At 72.2% G+C, this 20,709-nt stretch carries 17 protein-coding genes and 1 pseudogene; 12 read left to right on the top strand and 6 right to left on the bottom strand.

All coding sequences use genetic code 11. The features are described 5' to 3' along the window. The first annotated feature begins 127 nt into the window (after positions 1-127). Positions 128-514, top strand: a complete 387-nt coding sequence (locus ACZ607_RS12775) for a VOC family protein (protein WP_469734621.1) — start codon at positions 128-130, stop codon at positions 512-514. 50 nt (positions 515-564) lie between these two features. Here the strand turns inward: ACZ607_RS12775 and ACZ607_RS12770 are convergent, their stop codons facing one another. Both ACZ607_RS12770 and ACZ607_RS12765 read right to left on the bottom strand, forming a co-directional pair. After that, entirely contained in the window at positions 565-1,047 is a 483-nt protein-coding gene (locus ACZ607_RS12770; RefSeq protein WP_469734619.1) for a GNAT family N-acetyltransferase, read from the bottom strand. A gap of 43 nt (positions 1,048-1,090) precedes the next feature. Then, the gene (locus tag ACZ607_RS12765) at positions 1,091-1,495 is read right to left on the bottom strand and encodes a DnaJ family domain-containing protein (RefSeq protein ID WP_469734618.1); all 405 of its coding nucleotides are present in this window, start codon (positions 1,493-1,495) and stop codon (positions 1,091-1,093) included. A 226-nt stretch (positions 1,496-1,721) separates the two neighbouring features. Here ACZ607_RS12765 and ACZ607_RS12760 point away from each other — a divergent pair, with 226 nt between their 5' ends. Further along, positions 1,722-2,324 (top strand): hypothetical protein, encoded by a 603-nt coding sequence (locus tag ACZ607_RS12760; RefSeq protein WP_469734616.1) that lies wholly within the window; start codon positions 1,722-1,724, stop codon positions 2,322-2,324. Then, positions 2,321-2,797 carry a hypothetical protein gene (locus tag ACZ607_RS12755; protein ID WP_469734614.1) on the top strand — a complete coding sequence of 159 codons (477 nt, stop codon included), beginning with the start codon at positions 2,321-2,323 and terminating at the stop codon, positions 2,795-2,797. Before ACZ607_RS12760 ends, ACZ607_RS12755 begins: the two co-directional genes overlap by 4 nt. 78 nt (positions 2,798-2,875) lie before the next feature. Here ACZ607_RS12755 and ACZ607_RS12750 read toward each other — a convergent pair whose 3' ends face one another. Both ACZ607_RS12750 and ACZ607_RS12745 read right to left on the bottom strand, forming a co-directional pair. Then, positions 2,876-3,673, bottom strand: coding sequence for a tyrosine-protein phosphatase (locus ACZ607_RS12750; RefSeq protein ID WP_469734612.1), 798 nt, complete (start codon positions 3,671-3,673; stop codon positions 2,876-2,878). 108 nt (positions 3,674-3,781) lie between these two features. Further along, positions 3,782-4,273, bottom strand: a complete 492-nt coding sequence (locus ACZ607_RS12745; protein WP_469734610.1) for an SHOCT domain-containing protein — start codon at positions 4,271-4,273, stop codon at positions 3,782-3,784. A 373-nt stretch (positions 4,274-4,646) separates the two neighbouring features. Here ACZ607_RS12745 and ACZ607_RS12740 point away from each other — a divergent pair, with 373 nt between their 5' ends. The 4 genes from ACZ607_RS12740 to meaB all read left to right on the top strand — a co-directional run bounded on the left by ACZ607_RS12740 (position 4,647) and on the right by meaB (position 12,298). Next, positions 4,647-7,037: an ATP-binding cassette domain-containing protein gene (locus ACZ607_RS12740; RefSeq protein WP_469734608.1), complete on the top strand. Its 2,391-nt coding sequence runs from the start codon at positions 4,647-4,649 to the stop codon at positions 7,035-7,037. A 163-nt stretch (positions 7,038-7,200) separates the two neighbouring features. Beyond that, entirely contained in the window at positions 7,201-9,057 is a 1,857-nt protein-coding gene (gene mutA / locus ACZ607_RS12735; protein ID WP_469734606.1) for a methylmalonyl-CoA mutase small subunit, read from the top strand. Further along, on the top strand, positions 9,057-11,291 hold the full coding sequence (scpA, locus tag ACZ607_RS12730) for a methylmalonyl-CoA mutase (RefSeq protein WP_469734604.1): 2,235 nt from the start codon (positions 9,057-9,059) through the stop codon (positions 11,289-11,291). The genes mutA and scpA overlap by 1 nt, the downstream gene beginning before the upstream one ends. 11 nt (positions 11,292-11,302) lie before the next feature. Beyond that, on the top strand, positions 11,303-12,298 hold the full coding sequence (meaB, locus tag ACZ607_RS12725; protein WP_469734602.1) for a methylmalonyl Co-A mutase-associated GTPase MeaB: 996 nt from the start codon (positions 11,303-11,305) through the stop codon (positions 12,296-12,298). A gap of 78 nt (positions 12,299-12,376) precedes the next feature. On the opposite strand, the gene ACZ607_RS12720 is transcribed toward meaB, so the two are convergent. Next, positions 12,377-13,369 carry a helix-turn-helix domain-containing protein gene (locus ACZ607_RS12720; protein WP_469734600.1) on the bottom strand — a complete coding sequence of 331 codons (993 nt, stop codon included), beginning with the start codon at positions 13,367-13,369 and terminating at the stop codon, positions 12,377-12,379. A 52-nt stretch (positions 13,370-13,421) separates the two neighbouring features. Between ACZ607_RS12720 and ACZ607_RS12715 the strand changes: the two genes are divergently transcribed. The 3 genes and pseudogenes from ACZ607_RS12715 to rho all read left to right on the top strand — a co-directional run bounded on the left by ACZ607_RS12715 (position 13,422) and on the right by rho (position 15,744). Next, the gene (locus ACZ607_RS12715) at positions 13,422-13,817 is read left to right on the top strand and encodes a cupin domain-containing protein (protein ID WP_469734598.1); all 396 of its coding nucleotides are present in this window, start codon (positions 13,422-13,424) and stop codon (positions 13,815-13,817) included. 47 nt (positions 13,818-13,864) lie between these two features. Beyond that, a pseudogene (locus ACZ607_RS12710) lies at positions 13,865-14,194 on the top strand (type III effector protein); the annotation flags it as partial. Between the two features lie 407 nt (positions 14,195-14,601). Next, positions 14,602-15,744, top strand: a complete 1,143-nt coding sequence (gene rho / locus ACZ607_RS12705; RefSeq protein WP_469734596.1) for a transcription termination factor Rho — start codon at positions 14,602-14,604, stop codon at positions 15,742-15,744. Between the two features lie 63 nt (positions 15,745-15,807). Here rho and pgm read toward each other — a convergent pair whose 3' ends face one another. After that, complete coding sequence (gene pgm / locus ACZ607_RS12700) at positions 15,808-17,454, bottom strand: phosphoglucomutase (alpha-D-glucose-1,6-bisphosphate-dependent) (RefSeq protein WP_469734594.1); 1,647 nt, start codon at positions 17,452-17,454, stop codon at positions 15,808-15,810. A 591-nt stretch (positions 17,455-18,045) separates the two neighbouring features. On the opposite strand from pgm, the gene ACZ607_RS12695 reads away from it, so the two are divergent. Together ACZ607_RS12695 and ACZ607_RS12690 are read left to right on the top strand one after the other, a co-directional pair. Further along, positions 18,046-19,221: a glycosyltransferase family 4 protein gene (locus ACZ607_RS12695; RefSeq protein ID WP_469734592.1), complete on the top strand. Its 1,176-nt coding sequence runs from the start codon at positions 18,046-18,048 to the stop codon at positions 19,219-19,221. Then, a complete protein-coding gene (locus ACZ607_RS12690) occupies positions 19,218-20,708 on the top strand; it encodes a sugar transferase (protein ID WP_469734590.1) in 1,491 nt (496 codons plus the stop codon). Before ACZ607_RS12695 ends, ACZ607_RS12690 begins: the two co-directional genes overlap by 4 nt. Position 20,709: the final 1 nt, after the last annotated feature.

The raw sequence follows: 20,709 nt of genomic DNA, 5'->3' as shown, positions 1-20,709 counted from the left end.
GGCCGGGGCCCGAGCCTCGACGCCCTGTGACTACTGACCTAGGATCGAGGTACGGCATCGCGCGTCGGTCACCGTCCGGGTGAGGCGTGGAGGTAGCCCGTGAGATGCCTGTTGGAGGCATTCCACCGTGTCGGTCGAGTTGAATCACACCATCGTTCACAGCCGGGACAACCGCGAGTCCGCGGAGTTCCTGGCGCACATCCTGGGTCTCACCGTCGGAACCGAGTGGGGACCGTTCATCCCGGTGGTCCTCGCGAACGGCGTCACGCTGGACTTCGCGACCGTTCCCGCCGGATCGATCACCGTGCAGCACTACGCGTTCCTCATCTCGGAGGCGGAGTTCGACACCGCCTTCGGCCACATCGAGGAGCAGGGCATCCCGTACTACGCGGACCCCCACAAGAAGCACCCCGGCGAGATCAACCACAACGACGGCGGACGCGGGGTGTACTTCCCCGATCCCAGCGGCCACGGGATGGAGCTCATCACCCGGCCGTACGGCGGCTGGTCCTAGGGCGGAAGGGCGGCCCGGCGGCGGTCGATGACCGTGCCGGGCCGCCCGGCTCAGGGGCCGCCGTCGACCGTCAGCGTCAGCTCGGGCCGGTCCCACATCACGGCCGGCGGGCGGGCCGCGACGGTACCGGTGCGTTCGGCTCCGACACTCCGGTAGAAGCCCTCGGCCGGCGGGTGCGCGACCACGCGTACGGCGTCGGCACCGGCCCGGCGGGCCTCCTCGCGCAGATGCCCGACGAGGAGCCGCCCGATCCCACGCCCCTGGGCGTCGTCGGCGACGAACATCAGGTCGAGCTCCGGCGGGGACAGGACCAGCGCGTAGAAGCCCAGGATCCGGCCGTCGTCGTCCACGGCCACGTGCACGGCGTGCGCCTCGATGTAGTCCGGGCCGATCCGGTATCCCGCGACCATGGGCGCGTACGGGCCTTCGTAGGCGCGGGACCGGGTGACCAGACGGGTGAGCCGCTTGGCGTCCCGTGCGACGGCCCGCCTGATGCGGACGCCGCCGTGCCGGTCCCTGGCCCTCGGTCTCATGGAACGAGTATCACGCACCGCGGGTGCCGGGCGCGCACGGCGCTCAGCGCCCGCTCCGCCGTGCGTGCCACTCCGCCACCACCGCGTCGACGTCGAACGGAGCGAGGTTCAGCGGCGGGCCCTCCGGCGGCATGGCCAGTGCCGCGCGGATCCTCACGTTGATCTCGGTCAGCACGCGCCGGGCCTCGGCCTCCGACCGGGCGTGGACCGCCTCTTCCCGGGCGTCCTCGGCGGCCTTGCGCAGCGTCAGGGAGGGTGGGAGCGCCGACAGCCCCTCACGCTCCATCTTCGCCTTGATCCACCACATCGCGTCGTAGGGCCTGTCCAGGCCGGGGATCGGCTTGCCCGCACCCGGCAGGTCGGCGAAGGCGCCCCGCTCCTCGGCCTCGCGGATCTGCCGGTCCACCCATGTCTCGAAGCTGACCCCTGCGGGTTTGCGCTCGGTCACCGCGTGCCCCTCTCCCCACTCGTACCGGACGGCACCGTGTTCGGCCGGGGCGTCCGGGCCCGCGCGTTCCAGGCTACCGGGAAGACGCCCGCATGAACCGCGCCCAGGGGGTACACGCCTGGTGCGCACAGCCCGGCCCACATACCGAACCGGGCCCGAACCGGAAGGGGTTGACGAGAGTGAAACAGTACGAGGCACCGACCGCGAGCCGACGGGAGCGTCGGCCATGACGACCGTGGTGATCATCGTTGCCGTCGTCCTGGTGGCCGCGCTCGCCCTCTTCCTCGTCCTCGGCCGCAGGACCGGCGGACGGGGTCTGCGCCGCCGCTTCGGACCCGAGTACGACCGGACGGTCGCCCGTCACAACGGCGACACCAAGGCCGCCGAGCACGAACTGTCCGAGCGGGTGAAGCTCCACGGTTCCCTGACCGAGCGGCCCCTGCGGCCGGAGGCCCGTGAGGCGTACGCCCGCCGCTGGGCGGAGGTGCAGGAGCAGTTCATCGACTCCCCCAGGGACGCGGTCGTCGAGGCCGACGCACTCCTGGCGCAGCTGGCCCGGGACCGGGGCTTCCCCGGCGGTGACAGCTTCGAGGAACAGACGGCAGCCCTCTCCGTCCACCACGCCGAGCAGGTCGACGGCTATCGCAGGGTGCACACGGCCGTACGCGGCCAGGGCGGCACCGAGGAGATGCGGAAGGCCCTCATCGAATCCCGGGCGCTCTTCGACGTACTTCTCGCGGACGCACCCGGTGAGCCGGACCGCGCGGAGCGAACCGAGCGGACCGAGCGGACGGACCGGCACGAGACGAAAGGGAGTGCAGCGGCATGACCCACCCCACCGGACACACGACCGAGCCCCTCACCGGCGCGGAGCCCCGGCAGACACCTGAGCGGCCCTCCGGGGACGGCGGGATCCGCGAACCCAGGACCGGGGGGCCCGGTGATCTCAGCGTCCCGCCCGCCCCGCGCACTGCTGCCCCCGCGCCCCCTCCCACCGGGCAGGCCGTACCCCAGGAAGCCCCCGGCACCGACGGGCCGCTGGTCCCGCGCGGCGCCCAGGACGCGCTGTCGCTGCGCATGCAGCAAGCGGTCACCAACTTCGTCGAGAGCCCCCGCAGGGCGGTCGAGGAGGCGGACAGCACGTTCGACGAGATCGTCTCCGGCCTGACCGAGGCCCTCGCGGAGCGCAGGCGCGTCCTGCGAGCGAGCTGGCAGGAGCAGGACACCGAAGCACAGACGGAGGAACTGCGGATCGCGCTCCAGCGCTACCGCGACCTCAGCGAACAGCTGCTGAGGATCTGAGCGGCGCGCCACCGCACACCGGCCCGGTACCACGTCCCTGGACGCGGCACCGGGCCGGCCCGTGTCCCGAGCGGTCCGTCAGGCCGGGAGGACGAGGTCGGCGCGCAGCCGGTCGGCCACCGCCGGGGGCAGGCGCAGCGCCTTGGTCAGATAGCCGTCGAGGCCGCCCCAGCGCTCGTCCATCGCGTCCAGGGCCGCTTCGAGATACCGGGGCCGTGCCTCGATGACCGCGGACGCGATGTCCGGGTCCCCGCCTTCGTCGAGGAAGCGCCGCAGCGCGGGCCCGAAGGCGGCGCGCACGGCTCGGTTGACCCCGAGGAACTCGGCGCGTACGACCTCACGTGAGGCGCCCGCCGTCATCAGCAGCAGTGCCGTGGCCCAGCCCGTCCTGTCCTTGCCGGTGGCGCAGTGGAAGAGGAGCGGCCTGGCGTGCGGATCCGCGGCGGTGTCCAGGAAGGCGCGGTAGGCGGCCGCGGCGCCCGGGGAGAGGACCATCGCCCGGTACGTCTGGGCGAACAGTTCCTCCGCCCGTCCGCCGCCGAGCAGACGGGCTGCTCCGTCCGGGTCACTCAGCAGCGCCTTGAGCCGCGCCGGCGACACGCCCGGATTGTCTCCGAGGACATCGGCGACGAAGAGCCGTGCGCCCGTGGGCAGCCGGTCCGGCGCCCAGCGGCGCTCCTCGGCCGTACGCAGGTCGACGACGGTGCGGATGCCGAGGGCGGCCACCGCCATGTCGTGTTCCGTGTCCAGCTCGCTGAGCTGGCCGGAGCGCAGGAGGATGCCCTGTCGCAGGCGGAGGTGGCGCCCCAGGGCGATACCGCCCAGATCGCGCAGGTTGACGACGGTCGATGCGGGGACGGCCCGGGCGGTCTGCACGATGAACTGCCTCTTTCCCGACAGACTGCAGGTCGGAATCAACGTCGCACGGCGTGCGAATATCGACAAAGGGAACGTGAGGTACCGGGCACAGGCCGCCCGTGGGGATCAGTCGGCGAGAATCCTTGCCTTCTGCGCCGCGAACTCCGCGTCGCTGAGAACGCCGCGCTGCTTCAGGTCGGCGAGCCTCTCGAGCAGGGTGATGACGTCGTCCCCGCCGTCCGCCGGGACGCGCTCGTGGGCCAGGAGCCGGCCACCCGCCTCCTGGACCGCACGGGTGAGAGGCACCGACCAGAGGTCCTCCCACACGATCAGCGCGGCAGAGCTCTCCTCGGGCAGGTGTTCCAGCACATCGAGGCCGGTGATCTGCGGCAGCCCGGGGGGCAGGTCGTCCGGTGGTTCGAACGACACCAGTCCCTGGGGGTCCAGCTGCCGCAGCTCGACGTGTTCGAGGGTCCCGCCCGCTCTCCGGGCGAAGGCCAGACCGAGGATGCGCACCGCCTCGGACGCGACGGCGTCGGCCAGTACGGGTGCGATCGCGTCGGCGAAACGGCCGCCGGGAAAGGTGACGACGAGGTACTCCACGGGTCCCACGGCCACGGTGCGCCCCTTCCCTTGCGGTTCTGGATCGACAGCAGCTTAACTTCGGACAATCCGTTACGCACTGTGAAAAGAGATGGCAGAAGCGACACGGCTTCCGGCTCGGCGGACCGCCGCCCCGCCGAGCCGCTCCACGTGGCGTCGCCGGGTCGTCCACGACCGGTCAGGAATCAAGAAGCCCGAGCCGTCCGCGCCCCGTAGCGTGATGCGCATGGAGACCGACCCCGGCGTGCCGCGCCCCGACCGGTCCCGGCGCTGATTCCGCCCCGGACGGGACCGTCGCTCTGGTAGACAACGACCGTCGCCGCGGCACGCGGTGACGCCGACGGCGAAGGCGCGGACGGCCCGCCTGACAGATGGAGAAACCACAAGCATGGCCACGAGGACGGACAAGCAGTCGCCCACGCTGCATGCTTCCGACAGCCACGACCTGATCCGCGTGCACGGCGCGCGCGTGAACAACCTGAAGGACGTCAGCGTCGAGATCCCGAAGCGGCGGCTGACGGTGTTCACCGGCGTCTCCGGCTCGGGAAAGAGCTCGCTGGTGTTCAGCACGATCGCCGCCGAGTCGCAGCGGATGATCAACGAGACCTACAGCACCTTCGTCCAGGGCTTCATGCCGACGCTGGCACGGCCCGAGGTCGACGTCCTCGAAGGGCTGACGACCGCGATCACCGTCGACCAGCAGCGGATGGGTGCCGATCCCCGTTCCACGGTCGGCACCGCCACGGACGCCAACGCGATGCTGCGCATCCTGTTCAGCCGTCTCGGCAAGCCGCACATCGGCCCGCCCAGTGCGTACTCGTTCAACACCGCCTCGGTCCGGGCGAGCGGCGGTATCACCGTCGAGCGCGGAGCGGCGAAGACGCGAACGGTCAAGGCGACCTTCAACCGCACCGGTGGGATGTGCACGCGCTGCGAGGGCCGCGGCTCGGTCTCGGACATCGACCTCACCCAGCTCTACGACGACTCCAAGTCGCTCGCCGAGGGCGCGTTCACCATCCCCGGCTGGAAGTCCGACAGCCAGTGGACCGTGCAGGTCTACGCGCAGTCGGGCTTCGTCGACCCGGACAAGCCGATCCGCGAGTACACCAAGAAGGAACTGCGGGACTTCCTCTACGGGGAACCGGTGAAGGTCAAGGTCAACGGCGTCAACCTCACCTACGAGGGGCTGATCCCCAAGATCCAGAAGTCGTTCCTGTCCAAGGACAAGGAGGCGATGCAGCCGCACATCCGGGCCTTCGTGGAACGTGCGGTCACCTTCACCACCTGTCCCGAGTGCGACGGCACCCGGCTCAGCGAGGGCGCCCGGTCCTCGAAGATCGGGCGGATCAGCATCGCCGACGCCTGTGCGATGGAGATCCGCAACCTGGCCGAGTGGGTACGCGGTCTCGACGAGCCCTCGGTGGCGCCGCTGCTCACCGCGCTTCAGCAGACCCTCGACTCGTTCGAGGAGATCGGCCTGGGCTATCTCTCGCTGGACCGGCCGGCGGGGACGCTCTCGGGCGGCGAGGCGCAGCGCGTCAAGATGATCCGGCACCTCGGATCCTCGCTCACCGACATCACGTATGTCTTCGACGAGCCCACCATCGGTCTCCACCCGCACGACATCCAGCGGATGAACAACCTGCTGCTGCGGCTCCGGGACAAGGGCAACACGGTGCTCGTCGTGGAGCACAAGCCGGAGACGATCGCGATCGCGGACCACATCGTCGATCTGGGGCCCGGGGCGGGCACCGAGGGCGGCACCGTCTGCTTCGAGGGCACCGTCGAGGGGCTGCGGGCGGGCGACACCGTCACCGGGCGGCACTTCGACGACCGGGCCACCCTCAAGGAGTCGGTGCGCAAGCCCACCGGCGCGCTGGAGATCCGCGGGGCGTCGGCCCACAACCTGCGGGACGTCGACGTGGACATCCCGCTCGGGGTGCTGACCGTCGTCACCGGAGTCGCCGGTTCCGGCAAGAGCTCGCTCGTGCACGGGTCGGTCCCGGCCGGAGAGAACGTCGTGTCGGTCGACCAGAGCCCGATCAAGGGCTCGCGGCGCAGCAACCCGGCGACGTACACCGGACTGCTCGATCCGATCCGCAAGGCGTTCGCCAAGGCCAACGGGGTGAAGCCGGCGCTGTTCAGCGCCAATTCCGAGGGGGCGTGCCCCACGTGCAACGGTGCGGGCGTCATCTTCACCGACCTGGGGATGATGGCCGGCACCTCGACGACCTGTGAGGACTGCGAGGGGAAGCGGTTCGACTCGTCCGTGCTCGAATACCACCTGGGCGGCCGTGACATCAGCGAGGTGCTCGCGATGTCGGTGGCCGAGGCCGAGGAGTTCTTCGGTGCCGGCGAGGCGCGTACGCCGGCGGCGCACCGCGTCCTCGGCCGCCTCGCCGACGTGGGGCTCGGCTACCTCCGCCTGGGCCAGCCGCTCACCACCCTGTCCGGCGGCGAGCGGCAGCGGCTCAAGCTGGCCACCCACATGGCGGAGAAGGGCGGGGTCTACGTCCTCGACGAACCGACCGCCGGTCTCCATCTCGCCGATGTCCGGCAGTTGCTGGGCCTGCTCGACCGGCTCGTGGACTCCGGCAAGTCGGTGATCGTCGTCGAGCACCACCAGGCCGTCATGGCGCACGCGGACTGGATCATCGACCTGGGGCCCGGGGCGGGCCACGACGGGGGCCGGATCGTCTTCGAGGGCACCCCGGCCGATCTCGTGGCCGAGCGCTCCACGCTGACCGGGGAACACCTGGCGGCCTACGTCGGCGCCTGAGCCGGGGGCCCGGCGCCGGACGGTGTCACGGTGTCGGGTCCCGTCCCCGGTCATGATCCACGGACAAGGCAGGTCCACCCAGCGCATCCGGCACATTTCGGAGAGTGCAAGGTCACAGCTGGTGGCCCTGCTGCTCGTCAGAGCGCTGACCTAGCATCTGAGCATGACGGTCCAGCCTGCTGACGGGTTTTCCCTGGCCGCCGAGTTCCCCGACCCTTCCCACGACCAGTGGCAGAGCCTTGTCGAAGGCGTACTGCGCAGGTCGGGCAAGGAAGTCACGGGGCCGGCCGCCGAGGAAGCGCTGTCCACCGCACTCGGGGACGGGCTCACAGTCCGCCCTCTGTACACCTCCGCCGACACGTCCGCGGACCCCGGCCTGCCCGGCTTCGCGCCCTTCACCCGGGGCAGCAGGGCCACGGGGAACACCACGGACGGCTGGGACGTACGCCAGCGTCACGCGCTCACGGATCCGATGCGCCTCAACGAGGCCGTGCTCGGCGATCTGGAGAACGGCGTCACCTCGCTCTGGCTGGCCGTCGGCGGGCCCGGCGGCGTCCCGGTCCCCGGCCTCGCCCGGGCGCTGGAGGGCGTCTACCTCGACCTGGCGCCCGTGGTGCTCGACGCGGGCTCCGACCCCGCGCCCGCCGTCCGTGAGCTGCTCGGGCTCTACGAGGCCCGGGGCGTCGCGAAGGAGTCCGTGCGCGGCAGCCTCGGGGTGGACCCGCTCGGGCAGGCCGCGCGCGGGGGCACGGAGCCGGAGCTGGAGTCCGCCGTCCACTGGGCGCGGCTCTGCTCCCGCGAGTACCCCGGCCTGCGTGCCCTGGCCGTGGACGCGCTGCCGTACCACGAGGCGGGCGGCTCCGCCGCCGAGGAGCTGGGGCTCTCGCTGGCCACCGGTGTCGCCTATCTGCGCGCGCTGACGGCGGCGGGGCTCTCCGTCGAGGAGGCGTGCGCACAGCTGGAGTTCCGCTACGCCGCGACGGCCGACCAGTTCCTGACGATCGCGAAGCTGCGTGCCGCACGCCGGCTGTGGGCCCGGGTCGCCGAGGCCTGCGGGGCTCCGGGCGCCGGGGCGCAGCGGCAGCACGCCGTGACCTCTTCGGTGATGATGACGCGCCGTGACCCGTGGGTGAACATGCTGCGGACGACGCTGGCGTGTCTGGGCGCGGGAGTCGGCGGAGCCGAGTCCGTCACCGTACTGCCGTTCGATCACGCACTGGGTCTGCCGGACGCGTTCGCCCGGCGGATCGCCCGTAACACCTCGACGATCCTGATGGAGGAGTCGCATCTGGCCCGGGTCACCGACCCCGCCGGCGGCTCCTGGTACGTCGAGCGGCTGACCGATGAACTCGCCGCCGCCGCCTGGGCGTTCTTCCAGGAGGTGGAGCGGGCGGGCGGTCAGGCGGCCGCGCTCGGCTCCGGCATGGTCCGGGAACGGCTCGCCGCGACCTGGGCGGCCAGGAGCAGGGACCTGGCGCGGCGCAAGGAGCCGGTGACCGGGGTGAGCGAGTTCCCGGTCCTGGACGAGCGGTCGGTGGAGCGCGAGCCCGTACCCGGCACGCCGTCAGGGGGCGGACTGCCCCGGGTCAGGCGCGACGAGGCGTTCGAGGCGCTGCGGACGAGGTCGGACGCGCACCTCGCGGCCACGGGTGCCCGGCCGAAGGTGTTCCTCGCCGCGCTGGGGCCGGCCGCGGTGCACACGGCCCGGGCCTCGTTCGCGGCCAACCTGTTCCTGTCGGGGGGCATCGCGCCCGTCCAGGACCCGGTCTCCGTGGACGCGTCGACCGCCGCCGCGGCCTTCGCGGCGAGCGGGGCGCGGATCGCGTGCCTCTGCTCCTCGGACACGCTCTACGCCGAGCAGGCCGACGCCGTGGCCTCGGCGCTCAGGGACGCGGGCGCCGAGCGGATCTTCCTCGCGGGACGGCCGGGCGAGTACACCGGGGCGGACGTCCATGTCTTCGCCGGCTGCGACGTGGTCGCCGTCCTCTCCTCCGAACTCGACCGCATGGGAGTGGCCTGATGCAGACCCCCGAGACGACCGCGTCCACCGGGAGCCCCGTACCGGACTTCTCCGACGTCGAACTGAGCGGCGGCGCGCCGGCGTCGGTCTCCGAGGACCAGTGGCACGCCGCGGTGAAGGAGTCCGCCGGCCGCTCCGAGGAGGAGCTGCTCTGGGAGACGCCGGAGGGCATCGAGGTCAAGCCGCTGTACACCGGGCGTGACCTGGAGGGGCTCGACTTCCTCGACACCCGGCCGGGCATCGCGCCGTATCTGCGTGGTCCGTACCCGACGATGTACGTCAACCAGCCCTGGACGATCCGTCAGTACGCCGGGTTCTCCACGGCCGAGGAGTCCAACGCCTTCTACCGGCGCAACCTCGCGGCGGGCCAGAAGGGCCTGTCCATCGCGTTCGACCTGCCCACCCACCGCGGCTACGACAGCGACCACCCCCGGGTGACGGGTGACGTCGGCATGGCGGGCGTGGCGATCGACTCGATCTACGACATGCGTCAGCTCTTCGACGGCATCCCGCTGGACAAGATGTCGGTGTCGATGACGATGAACGGCGCGGTGCTGCCCGTCCTCGCCCTGTACATCGTGGCCGCGGAGGAGCAGGGGGTCGCCCCCGAGAAGCTGGCCGGGACCATCCAGAACGACATCCTCAAGGAGTTCATGGTCCGCAACACCTACATCTATCCGCCCGCCCCCTCGATGCGGATCATCTCCGACATCTTCGCGTTCACCTCACAGAAGATGCCCCGCTACAACTCGATCTCGATCTCCGGCTACCACATCCAGGAGGCCGGAGCCACGGCCGATCTGGAGCTCGCGTACACCCTGGCCGACGGGGTGGAGTATCTGCGGGCCGGACAGGCGGCGGGCCTGGACGTGGACGCGTTCGCCCCCCGGCTGTCGTTCTTCTGGGCGATCGGCATGAACTTCTTCATGGAGATCGCCAAGCTGCGGGCGGCCCGGCTGCTGTGGGCGAAGCTGGTCAAGGAGTTCGGGCCGAAGAACGCCAAGTCGCTTTCGCTGCGCACCCATTCGCAGACGTCCGGCTGGTCCCTGACCGCCCAGGACGTGTTCAACAACGTGACACGCACCTGTGTCGAGGCGATGGCGGCGACGCAGGGGCACACCCAGTCGCTGCACACCAACGCCCTCGACGAAGCCCTCGCGCTCCCGACGGACTTCTCGGCTCGGATCGCCCGTAACACCCAGCTGCTGCTCCAGCAGGAGTCCGGTACCTGCCGGGTCATCGACCCGTGGGGCGGCAGCGCGTACGTCGAGAAGCTGACCCACGACCTGGCGCGGCGTGCCTGGCAGCACATCGAGGAGGTCGAGGCGGCCGGCGGCATGGCCAAGGCCATCGACGCGGGCATCCCGAAGCTCCGCATCGAGGAGGCCGCGGCCCGTACGCAGGCGCGCATCGACGCGGGCCGCCAGCCCGTCATCGGCGTGAACAAGTACCGGGTGGAGACCGACGAGACGATCGACGTGCTCAAGGTCGACAACTCCTCGGTGCGCACCCAGCAGATCGAGAAGCTGCGCCGGCTGCGCGAGGAGCGCGACGAGGCGGCCTGCCAGGACGCGCTGCGCGCCCTGACGTCGGCGGCGGAGCGGGATCCCGGGCCGGGCCTGGAGGGCAATCTGCTGGCGCTGGCCGTGGACGCCGCCCGGGCCATGGCCACGGTCGGCGAGATCTCGGACGCGCTGGAGAAGGTGTACGGCCGGCACGCGGGCCAGATCCGTACGATCTCCGGGGTGTACCGCAAAGAGGCAGGAGAGTCCCCGTCCGTGGACCGCACCCGCAGCCTGGTCGACGACTTCGAGGAGGCGGAGGGGCGGCGTCCGCGCATTCTCGTCGCCAAGATGGGCCAGGACGGCCACGACCGCGGCCAGAAGGTGATCGCCACGGCCTTCGCCGACCTGGGCTTCGACGTCGACGTCGGCCCGCTGTTCCAGACGCCGGGCGAGGTCGCCCGGCAGGCGGTCGAGGCGGACGTGCACATCGTGGGCGTCTCCTCCCTCGCCGCCGGCCACCTCACGCTGGTGCCCGCGCTGCGTGAGGAGCTGGCCGCCGAGGGCCGGGAGGACATCATGATCGTGGTCGGCGGGGTGATCCCGCCGCAGGACATCGAGGCGCTCCACGAGGCGGGGGCCACGGCGGTCTTCCCGCCCGGCACCGTGATCCCGGACGCCGCGCACGACCTGGTCACGCGGCTCGGTGCCGCGCTCGGCCACGAGCTGTGAGCCGTTGACGGATGGCGGCGAGGAGCAACATCGACATCGACGCGTACGTCAAGGGCGTGCTCGACGGGAAGCGCGCGTTCGTGGCACGCGCGATCACCCTCGTGGAGTCGGTCCGCCCCGATCACCGGGTGCTGGCACAGCGGTTGCTGACCGAGCTGCTGCCCCACTCGGGGCGGGCCAGGCGCATCGGGATCAGCGGGGTGCCGGGCGTGGGCAAGTCCACGTTCATCGACGCGCTCGGCACGCTGCTGACGGGGCTGGGGCACCGAGTCGCCGTGCTGGCCGTGGACCCGTCGTCCAGCCGTACGGGCGGTTCCATCCTGGGTGACAAGACCCGGATGGAGCGGCTGGCGGTGGACGCGCGGGCGTTCGTACGCCCCTCCCCCACCGCGGGGACCCTGGGCGGGGTGGCCAAGGCGACCCGCGAGTCGATCGTGGTGATGGAGGCCGCCGGCTACGACGTGGTGCTGGTGGAGACCGTCGGCGTCGGGCAGTCGGAGACGGCGGTCGCCAACATGGTCGACACCTTCCTGCTGCTCACCCTGGCGCGTACCGGCGATCAGCTGCAGGGCATCAAGAAGGGCGTCCTGGAGCTGGCCGACGCCATCGCGGTCAACAAGGCCGACGGCCCCCATGAGCGGGACGCGCGCTCCGCGGCGCGCGAACTGGCGGGCGCGCTGCGGCTGATGCACCCCGCGGACGCGGCCTGGACGCCCCCGGTGCTGACCTGCAGCGCGAGGGAATCGACCGGCCTGGACGCCCTGTGGGAACGGCTGGAGCAGCACCGTACGCTCCTGGAGTCCACCGGAAGGCTGGCGGCCAAACGCCGTGACCAGCAGGTGGACTGGACCTGGGCGATGGTCCGGGACGAACTGCTGGACAGCCTGCGCGGCCACCCCGCGGTGCGTACGCTCACCCCGGAGCTCGAACAGCGCGTCCGCGACGGCGAGCTGACGGCCACGCTGGCCGCCGGAGAGATCCTGCGAGCGTTCCGCGGGGACGGCTGAGGGCGCGGGGGACGGCCGCGCCCGGGGCGATGTCCGCGACGGAGGGCGGGTCCGGAGAACGAGTCGGGGAACCCGCCGTCAGTTCGACTCCGGCCCGAACCGGCGCTTGTACGCCGAAGGTGTGATGCCGGTCGCGCGCCGCATCAGTGTGCGCAGATTGGCAGCGGTGCCGAGCCCGCTGCGTCGCGCGACCACCTCGAACCGGGACTCGCCGCGCTCGATCAGCCGGCACGCCAGGGCCAGCCGTTCCCCCGTCAGCCACGCCAGCGGCGTCGTACCCAGTTGCGCCCGGAAGCGGCGGTGCAGTGTCGCCGGACTGACCGCCGCACGCGTCGCGAGGCCGGACACGGTGAGCGGTGAGTCCAGCCGCTCCTGGGCCCAGGCCAGGACCGGCGCCAAGGACTCGTCCGGCAGGTCGGGCATGGGACGCTCCACGAACTGCCGCTGCCCACCGTCCCGATGCGCCGCGAAGACCAGCCGCCGGCTCACGGAGTTGGCGACCTCCGCGCCGTGGTCGCGGCGGACCATATGCAGCCCGAGGTCGAGTGCGGCCGCACTCCCCGCCGCGGTGAGGATGTCCCCGTCGTCCACGAACAGCACGTCCTCCTCGAGCCGGACCGAGGGGAAGCGGGCCCGGAAGGTGTCCGCCCACTGCCAGTGTGCGGTGGCCCGGCGCCCGTCGAGGACTCCGGCCTCGGCCAGTGTGAAGGCGCCGCTGCAGAAGCCGACCAGGCGCGCACCGCGGGCGTGTGCCCGGCGGACGGCATCGAGCACGGCGGAACGGCGGGGCACCTCGACGTCCGGGCGGTTGGGGACGATCAAGGTGTCCGCCGCGTCGGCCGCCTCCAGGCCGGCGACTCCCGTGAGCGTGAAGAATCCGTCCCGCATCAGGGTGCGCGGCTCCGAGGAGCAGAGCGCGAAGTCGTAGAGATCACGGCCGATCTCAGGGCGACGCAGACCGAAGATCTCGGTCGCGCACCCGAGCTCGAACGGGTTCGAGTTCTCGTCGACGACCACGACGACCCGGTGGACGCCCGCAGCAGGAGCCGCCTGCGAGGATTCTTTCGCCATGTGCAATTCCTAGCACTCACGGCGGCCGTGCGAAACGGCTCAGGATGAACCCATGAGCAGCGAACCCATCCCCCTCAGCAAGGCTCTGGCCTCATTCGACGCCTTGTGGAGCCCCCGCATCGTCACGCGCGTCAACGACTACGACGTCCGCATCGCCAAGGTCGAGGGCGAGCACCTCTGGCACGTCCACGACGACACCGACGAGTTCTTCCTGGTGCTCGACGGAGAGCTGCACATCTCCTTGCGGGAGCCCGACGGGGAGCGCACGGTCCTGCTCCCCCGGGGGACGGTCTTCACCGTCCCCCGGGGCACGGAGCACAAGCCGTACGCTCCCTCCGGCGCCGCGATCCTCATGTTCGAGCCCACCGGGACACCCACGGTGGGAGATCGTCACGACGAGATCCCGGAGCACGTCGACTCGACGACCGGACACGCCCTCGGCACCTGACCGGTGGCGCACGGGAGAGGTCCTCGTCGCGGGGCCGGGCCGCCTAGCGCCGCTACCTGCGCGGTCGCCCCGGCCCGGACGGAAGCACCGGCGGGGAGCGAGTGACGGCCACCCGACAGGCGCGCGCCGCCGACCGCACCACCGCCCGCTGGGCCCGCCGCCATGCGGCCGACCTGCGCCGTCTCGCCGGTCGGATCACCGCACTCACCGACCTTCCCCCGGCCGCCCGTCTCCCGGTCGGCGAACTCCACGCGGCCCTCGCCCACGACGACCCCGCCGACCTCATCGCCCCCCTGGCCGCCGTCCGGGACCACCTCGCCGGCGCCCACCCGGACCTGGCCGCCCAGGCCGACTCCCTCACCACACGCCGGGGCTGACAAGGGCCGCCTCGCGCACGGATCGTGGCCGTGCCGCTGCTCCCAAGGGGCGCCATGCGGTCGCACCCCGGATTCCCCCGCACCGGGGCCGGCACCGGGCGGCAGTTGGTCCGCCATCGGCTGTCGGCTCCGGCGTGAAGACCGGTTCGGGCCGGGGGCGGCCGGGCCAGGTCTTCCCCCGCTCCTGCCCCGCGTGGTACGTTGCGATCAGCACTCGTGGACGCCCGGTCAGGGCGCCGGTGCTTCTCATCCGCTGTTGCGCCCGTCATTCCGTGACCGGCGATCCAGCGTCTCGCACCATCTCTTCCGTCCGGTCCGGGCCTCTCGTGCCCGTCGTACGAGGCGTGATTCCGCCGCCTTGCCTTCGCCGGACCTCTCGTTCGCCATGTCCGCGAAAGGACCCCTCCATGACCAGCACACTCGAACGCCCCGTGATCCCGCAGAGCCGCCCCGTCACCCGCGCCGTCGGTGTCCTCGACACCACGGACAACGGACACGGGGTCCTGCGCACCGACGGCGGCCACCCCTCTCCCCGCGACGTCCAGGTGTCGCCCGCACTCATCCGGCGGTACGCCCTGCGTAAGGGCGATGTCGTCGAGGGGACGTGCGAGCGTCCCCGTGCCCTGTCCGCCGTCGACTCCGTCAACGGCCGTGCGCCGCACGAGCTCCGGGGCCGTCCGCACTTCCGTGACCTCACCCCGCTCCACCCCCGGGAGCGGCTCCGCCTGGAGCGGCCGGACGGGGGCCCGGCGCCCCGGATCATCGACCTCGTCTCGCCCGTCGGCAAGGGGCAGCGCGGCCTGATCGTCGCGCCGCCGAAGACCGGCAAGACCGTGCTGCTGCAGCAGATCGCGGCGTCGGTCGCCGTCAACCACCCCGAGTGCCACCTGATGGTGGTCCTCCTGGACGAACGCCCCGAAGAAGTCACGGACATGCGCCGTTCCGTGCGCGGCGAGGTGTACGCCTCCACCTTCGACCGGCCCGCCAAGGAGCACATCGCGCTCGCCGGTCTCGCCGTGGAACGCGCCAAGCGGCTGGTCGAGCAGGGTCAGGACGTCGTGATCCTCCTCGACTCCCTGACCCGGCTGTGCCGCGCGCACAACAACGCCGCCGGCGCCGGCGGCCGCACGCTCAGCGGCGGCGTGGACGCGGCGGCCCTCACCGGACCCAAGAAGCTGTTCGGAGCGGCACGGCTCGCCGAGGAGGGCGGTTCGCTCACCATCCTGGCGACGGTGCTGGTGGACACCGGCTCCCGCGCCGACGACTACTTCTTCGAGGAGCTCAAGAGCACCGGCAACATGGAGCTCCGTCTCGACCGGGCGTCGGCGGACCGGCGGGTCTTCCCCGCGGTCGACATCACGCCCTCGGGCACCCGCCGCGAGGAACTCCTCCTGCCCGCGGGTGAACTGGCCGCCGTACGGGGGCTGCGGCGCGCTCTGCGGTCGAGGGACGCCCAGGCCACGCTCGAAGCGCTGCTGGAGAAGATCCGCAGGACCCCCGACAACGCGGCCTTCCTCCGCCAGATCCAGCAGACCGTTCCCGACGCGTGACCGCGCGGTACCCCCTGTCGACGGGCGAGCGCGCCCGGTGGCCGGGCCCGCCCGCCCGGACGGTCAGCCCGTGGCGCCCAGTGCGTCGGAGACCAGGGCGCGGGCCTCGTCCTGGACCCTGGCCAGGTGCTCGGCCCCCTGGAAGCTCTCCGCGTACACCTTGTAGACGTCCTCCGTGCCGGACGGGCGGGCCGCGAACCACGCGCTGTCGGTGCAGACCTTGAGCCCGCCGATGGCCGCGCCGTTGCCGGGGGCCTCGGTGAGCACGGCGGTGATCGGTTCCCCGGCGAGCGTGTCCGCGGTGACCTGCTCCGGGGAGAGCCGGGCCAGCACCGCCTTCTGCTCACGGCTCGCGGGGGCATCGATCCGGGCGTAGGCCGGGTCGCCGAACCGGGCGGTGAGTTCGCCGTAGTGCTGGGAGGGCGTGGAGCCGGTGACGGCCGTGATCTCGGACGCGAGCAGGGCGAGCAGGATGCCGTCCTTGTCGGTGGTCCACACCCGGCCGTCGCGGCGCAGGAACGACGCTCCGGCGGACTCCTCACCGCCGAATCCGAGGGTGCCGCCGAACAGCCCGTCGACGAACCACTTGAAGCCCACCGGGACCTCGACCAGGTGCCGCCCGAGGTCCGCGGCGACCCGGTCGATCATCGAGGAGGAGACGAGGGTCTTGCCGATGCCGGTGCCGGCCGGCCAGTTCTCGCGGTGCGAGAAGAGATAGCGGATGGCCACGGCCAGATAGTGGTTCGGGTTCATCAGCCCGCCGTCCGGCGTGACGATGCCGTGCCGGTCGGCGTCCGCGTCGTTGCCGGTGGCGACGGTGTACGCGTCCCGCCGCTCGATGAGCGAGGCCATGGCGTGCGGCGAGGAGCAGTCCATCCGGATCTTCCCGTCCCAGTCCAGCGTCATGAAACGCCAGGTGGGATCGGCGAGCGGGTTGACCACGGTGAGATCGAGCCGGTGGCGCTCGGCGATCCGCCCCCAGTACGCGACCGAGGCTCCGCCGAGGGGGTCGGCGCCGATCCGGATCCCCGCGTCGCGTACGGCGTCGAGGTCGAGGACGGCCGGGAGGTCGTCGACGTAACCGGTCAGGAAGTCGTGGCGTCCGGTGGTGTCGGCGGCGAGGGCCCGGGCGTAGGGGATCCGGCGGACCTCCTTCAGCCCTCCCTCGATGATGGCGTTCGCCCGGTCCTGGATCCAGGAGGTGGCGTCCGAACCGGCCGGCCCGCCGTGCGGGGGGTTGTACTTGAACCCCCCGTCGGCGGGCGGGTTGTGCGAGGGCGTGACGACGATGCCGTCGGCGAGGCCGCCCGTACGGTCCCGGTTGTACGTCAGGATCGCGTGCGAGACGGCGGGGGTGGGGGTGTAGCCGTCGTCGCTGTCGATCAGGACGGTGGCGCCGTTGGCGGCGAGCACCTCCACGGCCGTGATCCGGGCGGGTTCGGACAGTGCGTGGGTGTCGGCCCCGAGGAACACCGGCCCGTCGGTGCCCTGCCGCTCCCGGTAGTCGCAGATGGCCTGGGTGGTGGCGGCGATGTGGTCCTCGTTGAACGCCGCCGCGAGCGCCGATCCGCGGTGCCCCGAGGTTCCGAAGGCCACACGCTGGTTGGGCTCGGCCGGATCGGGACGGACGGTGTAATAGGCCGTCACCAGCCGCGCCACGTCCACCAGGTCTCCGGGCTGCGCCGGCTGACCGGCCCGTTCGTGAACCATCGTTTCTCCTCTGTCCTCGGCCGTTCGCGGACCGCCACCGGGCGGACGATCATCACGAGTCGTACCCGATACTGCCTCTTCGGCCCCGCTCCCGGGTACACGGCCGGACCAGCAGTACATCCGGCACACGGTGGATCCCGGGGCCGATTCGGCATGGCCGGCCGGTTCGCGCGGAAAGCCTGCCGGGCGGCCACCACACCCGGGAATGCCGGACCGCCCGGACGGAACACGGGCGAGCGGAATTCCCGCGCTCAACCGGACGGGAATTGCGGTGATTAACGCCGGACGTCTCCGGGCCTCGCGATACACCCTCCGGATACGAGCAGAGGCGCACCTCACGGACAGCATGCGGCATTACGCCGGGCAGGGACCTCCATAGCCGTCCGACACGCCGCATAATGCGAGGAACCGGTGGTCGGCGGCCTGGCCGAAGGTAATCGAGAAGACACGAGCGCGAGTCATACGTGTTTTCGCACGCACGGTCTGCGACAGTGCAGTTCGGTTTTACCCACTTGATCTCCTCCGCGATATTCCTTGCCGCCGGTGTTTACCCGAACCGGCTCTTCGGGGGCATGTGAAAGAGAGCCGTGCGTGCTGCAGAAGAGTTGCACCGACGAAAGCCGACTGACGGTCCTTCACCTGGTCCAGCCCGTGGAGGGCGGAGTCGCACGGGTCGTGACCGACCTCGTCGCGGCGCAGGTACGGGCGGGGATGCGGCCCGTCGTGGCCTGCCCGCCGGACGGGCCGCTGGCGGCCGGCGCGTCCACGGCGGGGGCACGGGTGTGGGCCTGGCCGGCGGAGCGCGCCCCCGGCCCCCGGCTCGGCCGGGAGGTCCTCTCGGCGCGCCGTCTGATCCGCGCGTGCGCTCCCGACGTGGTCCATGCCCACAGCGCCAAGGCAGGGCTGGCCGGAAGGCTGGCCGTACGCGGCGGGGTTCCGACGGTCTTCCAGCCGCACGCCTGGTCGTTCGAGGCCCTGGAGGGCCGGGCCGCCCGACTGGCCACGGTCTGGGAGCGGTTCGGCGCGCGGTGGAGCGACCGGATCCTCTGCGTCAGCGAGTCCGAGCGTCTGGCCGGGCAGCGCGCGGGCATCACGGCACGCTGGTCGGTCATCCACAACGGCATCGACCTGGGCCGTTTCCGGCCTCCGGGCGCGGACGCCGCAGCGGCGGCCCGTGCCGTGCTCACACCGCTCGCCGGGGTCCCGCCCGAAGTGCCGCTCGTCGTGTGCGTCGGACGCCTGAGCCGGCAGAAGGGCCAGGACGTCCTGCTGCGAGCCTGGCGGACGGCGGCGACGGGCGGTGCGCGGCTGGTCCTGGTCGGCGAGGGACCGTACGGGGAGGAGCTGCGGCGGACCGCGCCACCCGGCGTGCTGTTCGCCGGTGCGAGCGCGGATGTACGGCCCTGGATCCACGCGGCGGACCTGCTGGTCCTCCCCTCGCGCTGGGAGGGGATGGCGCTCGCCCCACTCGAAGCGATGGCCTGCGGCACCCCGGTCCTGCTGACCGACGTCGCCGGGGCCAGGGAGAGCCTGCCGCCCGGCCATCTGCCCCACTGCCTGGTGCCGCCCGGGGATCCCACGGCCCTCGCGGCGGCACTCACCGCACTGCTGGGCGATCCGGCGCTGCGTTCGGAGCTGGGCCGTACGGGACAGAGCCGTACCCGGGCGGTCTTCGACGTGACGAGGACCGCCGGAGCGGTCCTGCGCCTGTACGAGGAACTTGTCGGCCAGTCCCGCCCCACGACGAGGAAGCGCATCGAGCGATGACGACGGAGAGTGCACCTGCCCCCCGAGCCGCCCAGGCGACCGCCGTACGGCGTGCGGCTCCCGCGATCCGCCCGCCGCGCAGCGGCAGGGACGGCGCTCCGGCCCCACGGACCGCCGGAGGACTCGGGCGTCACCGGGCCCCGGTCGCGCTCATGGCCTGCGACGCGCTGGCCCTCGGCCTGGCCGTCGCCCTGGTCGCGCCCGGGACCTGGCCCCCGGCCGTGGTGCTGTTCCAGGCAGCCGTCCAACTGCTCCTGAACGCCTACCGGGGCCTCTACCGGGCCGGGTTCTCCCCCTCCGCGCTGGCGGAACTGCCCGCGCTGGCCGGGCTGGCCGCCGTGCAGTGGTACGTCGTCGCCGAGGCGGTGTCCACGTACGACCCGCGCCACACCCCCGCGTGGGCGGCGCTCGGCTGCGCCGCCGGACTCCAGATCCTGGTCAGCTGCGGGGGGCGTGCCGTCGTCCACCGGGCCAGGCTCTGGTCGGCCGCACGTCGTCCGCGCTCCACCCTGGTCGTCGGCGACGGTCCGCTCGCGGACCGGGTCATCACGGTGCTGCAGGAGCACACGCGGTACGGGATGCGGCCGGTCGGCCGGGTGGGGGGCTCCGGCCCGGACGCGGACGAGACGGCGGAGGCGCCGGCGGGCGGAGCGCCGCTGCCCGTCCTGGCGTCGGTGCAGGACGCCGCGCGGGCGGTCGTGCAGAACTCCGTGCGGCACGCCGTCTTCACGGTGCCGCCCGAGGCCGTGCCCGAAGGGGCGGAACTCTTCGCCCTGTTCACGCGGCACGGCTGCCGGGTGTGGCTGATCACCGATCAGGGAGCGGTCGCGCGGTACCGGACCGCGCCCCGCCCGGACCATGTGTGGGGCTTCGCCGCCCACGCGCTGCACGCCGGGCCCCACCACCCCGTGGCGCACCGGGTGAAGCGGGCCATGGACGCCGTCCTCGCCCTGGTCGCCCTGGTCGCGGCCTCCCCCGTGATGGCCGCCTGCGCGCTCGCCGTCCGTGTGTGCGACGGTCCGGGCGTCATCTTCCGGCAGGAGCGGATCGGGCGGCACGGGCGGCCGTTCGTGCTGCTGAAGTTCCGCACCCTGCGCCCGGCGGACGCGCACGAGTCGGCCACCCGGTGGAACGTGTCGGAGGACCGCCGCATGAGCCGCGTGGGCAGAACGCTGCGCAGGACGTCGCTGGATGAGCTGCCGCAGCTGTGGAACGTCGTGCGCGGCGATATGAGCCTGGTCGGTCCGCGCCCCGAACGCCCCTATTTCGTCCAGCAGTTCAGCCGCACGCACCCTGGCTACCGGTCACGCCACCGGATGCCCGTCGGCATCACGGGGCTGGCCCAGGTGCACGGTCTGCGCGGCGACACCTCGATCGAGGACCGGGCCCGCTTCGACAACCGGTACATCGAGACGTGGTCGCTGTGGCAGGACCTGTGCGTGCTGGCGCGCACCGCCGGCTCGGTGTTCAGGCTCGGAGGCAGCTGAA

This window comes from Streptomyces sp. NPDC104381, from assembly GCF_055583745.1.
The sequence above is the reverse complement of the archived record's forward strand: the minus strand, read 5'-3'. Positions and strand labels throughout refer to the sequence as shown.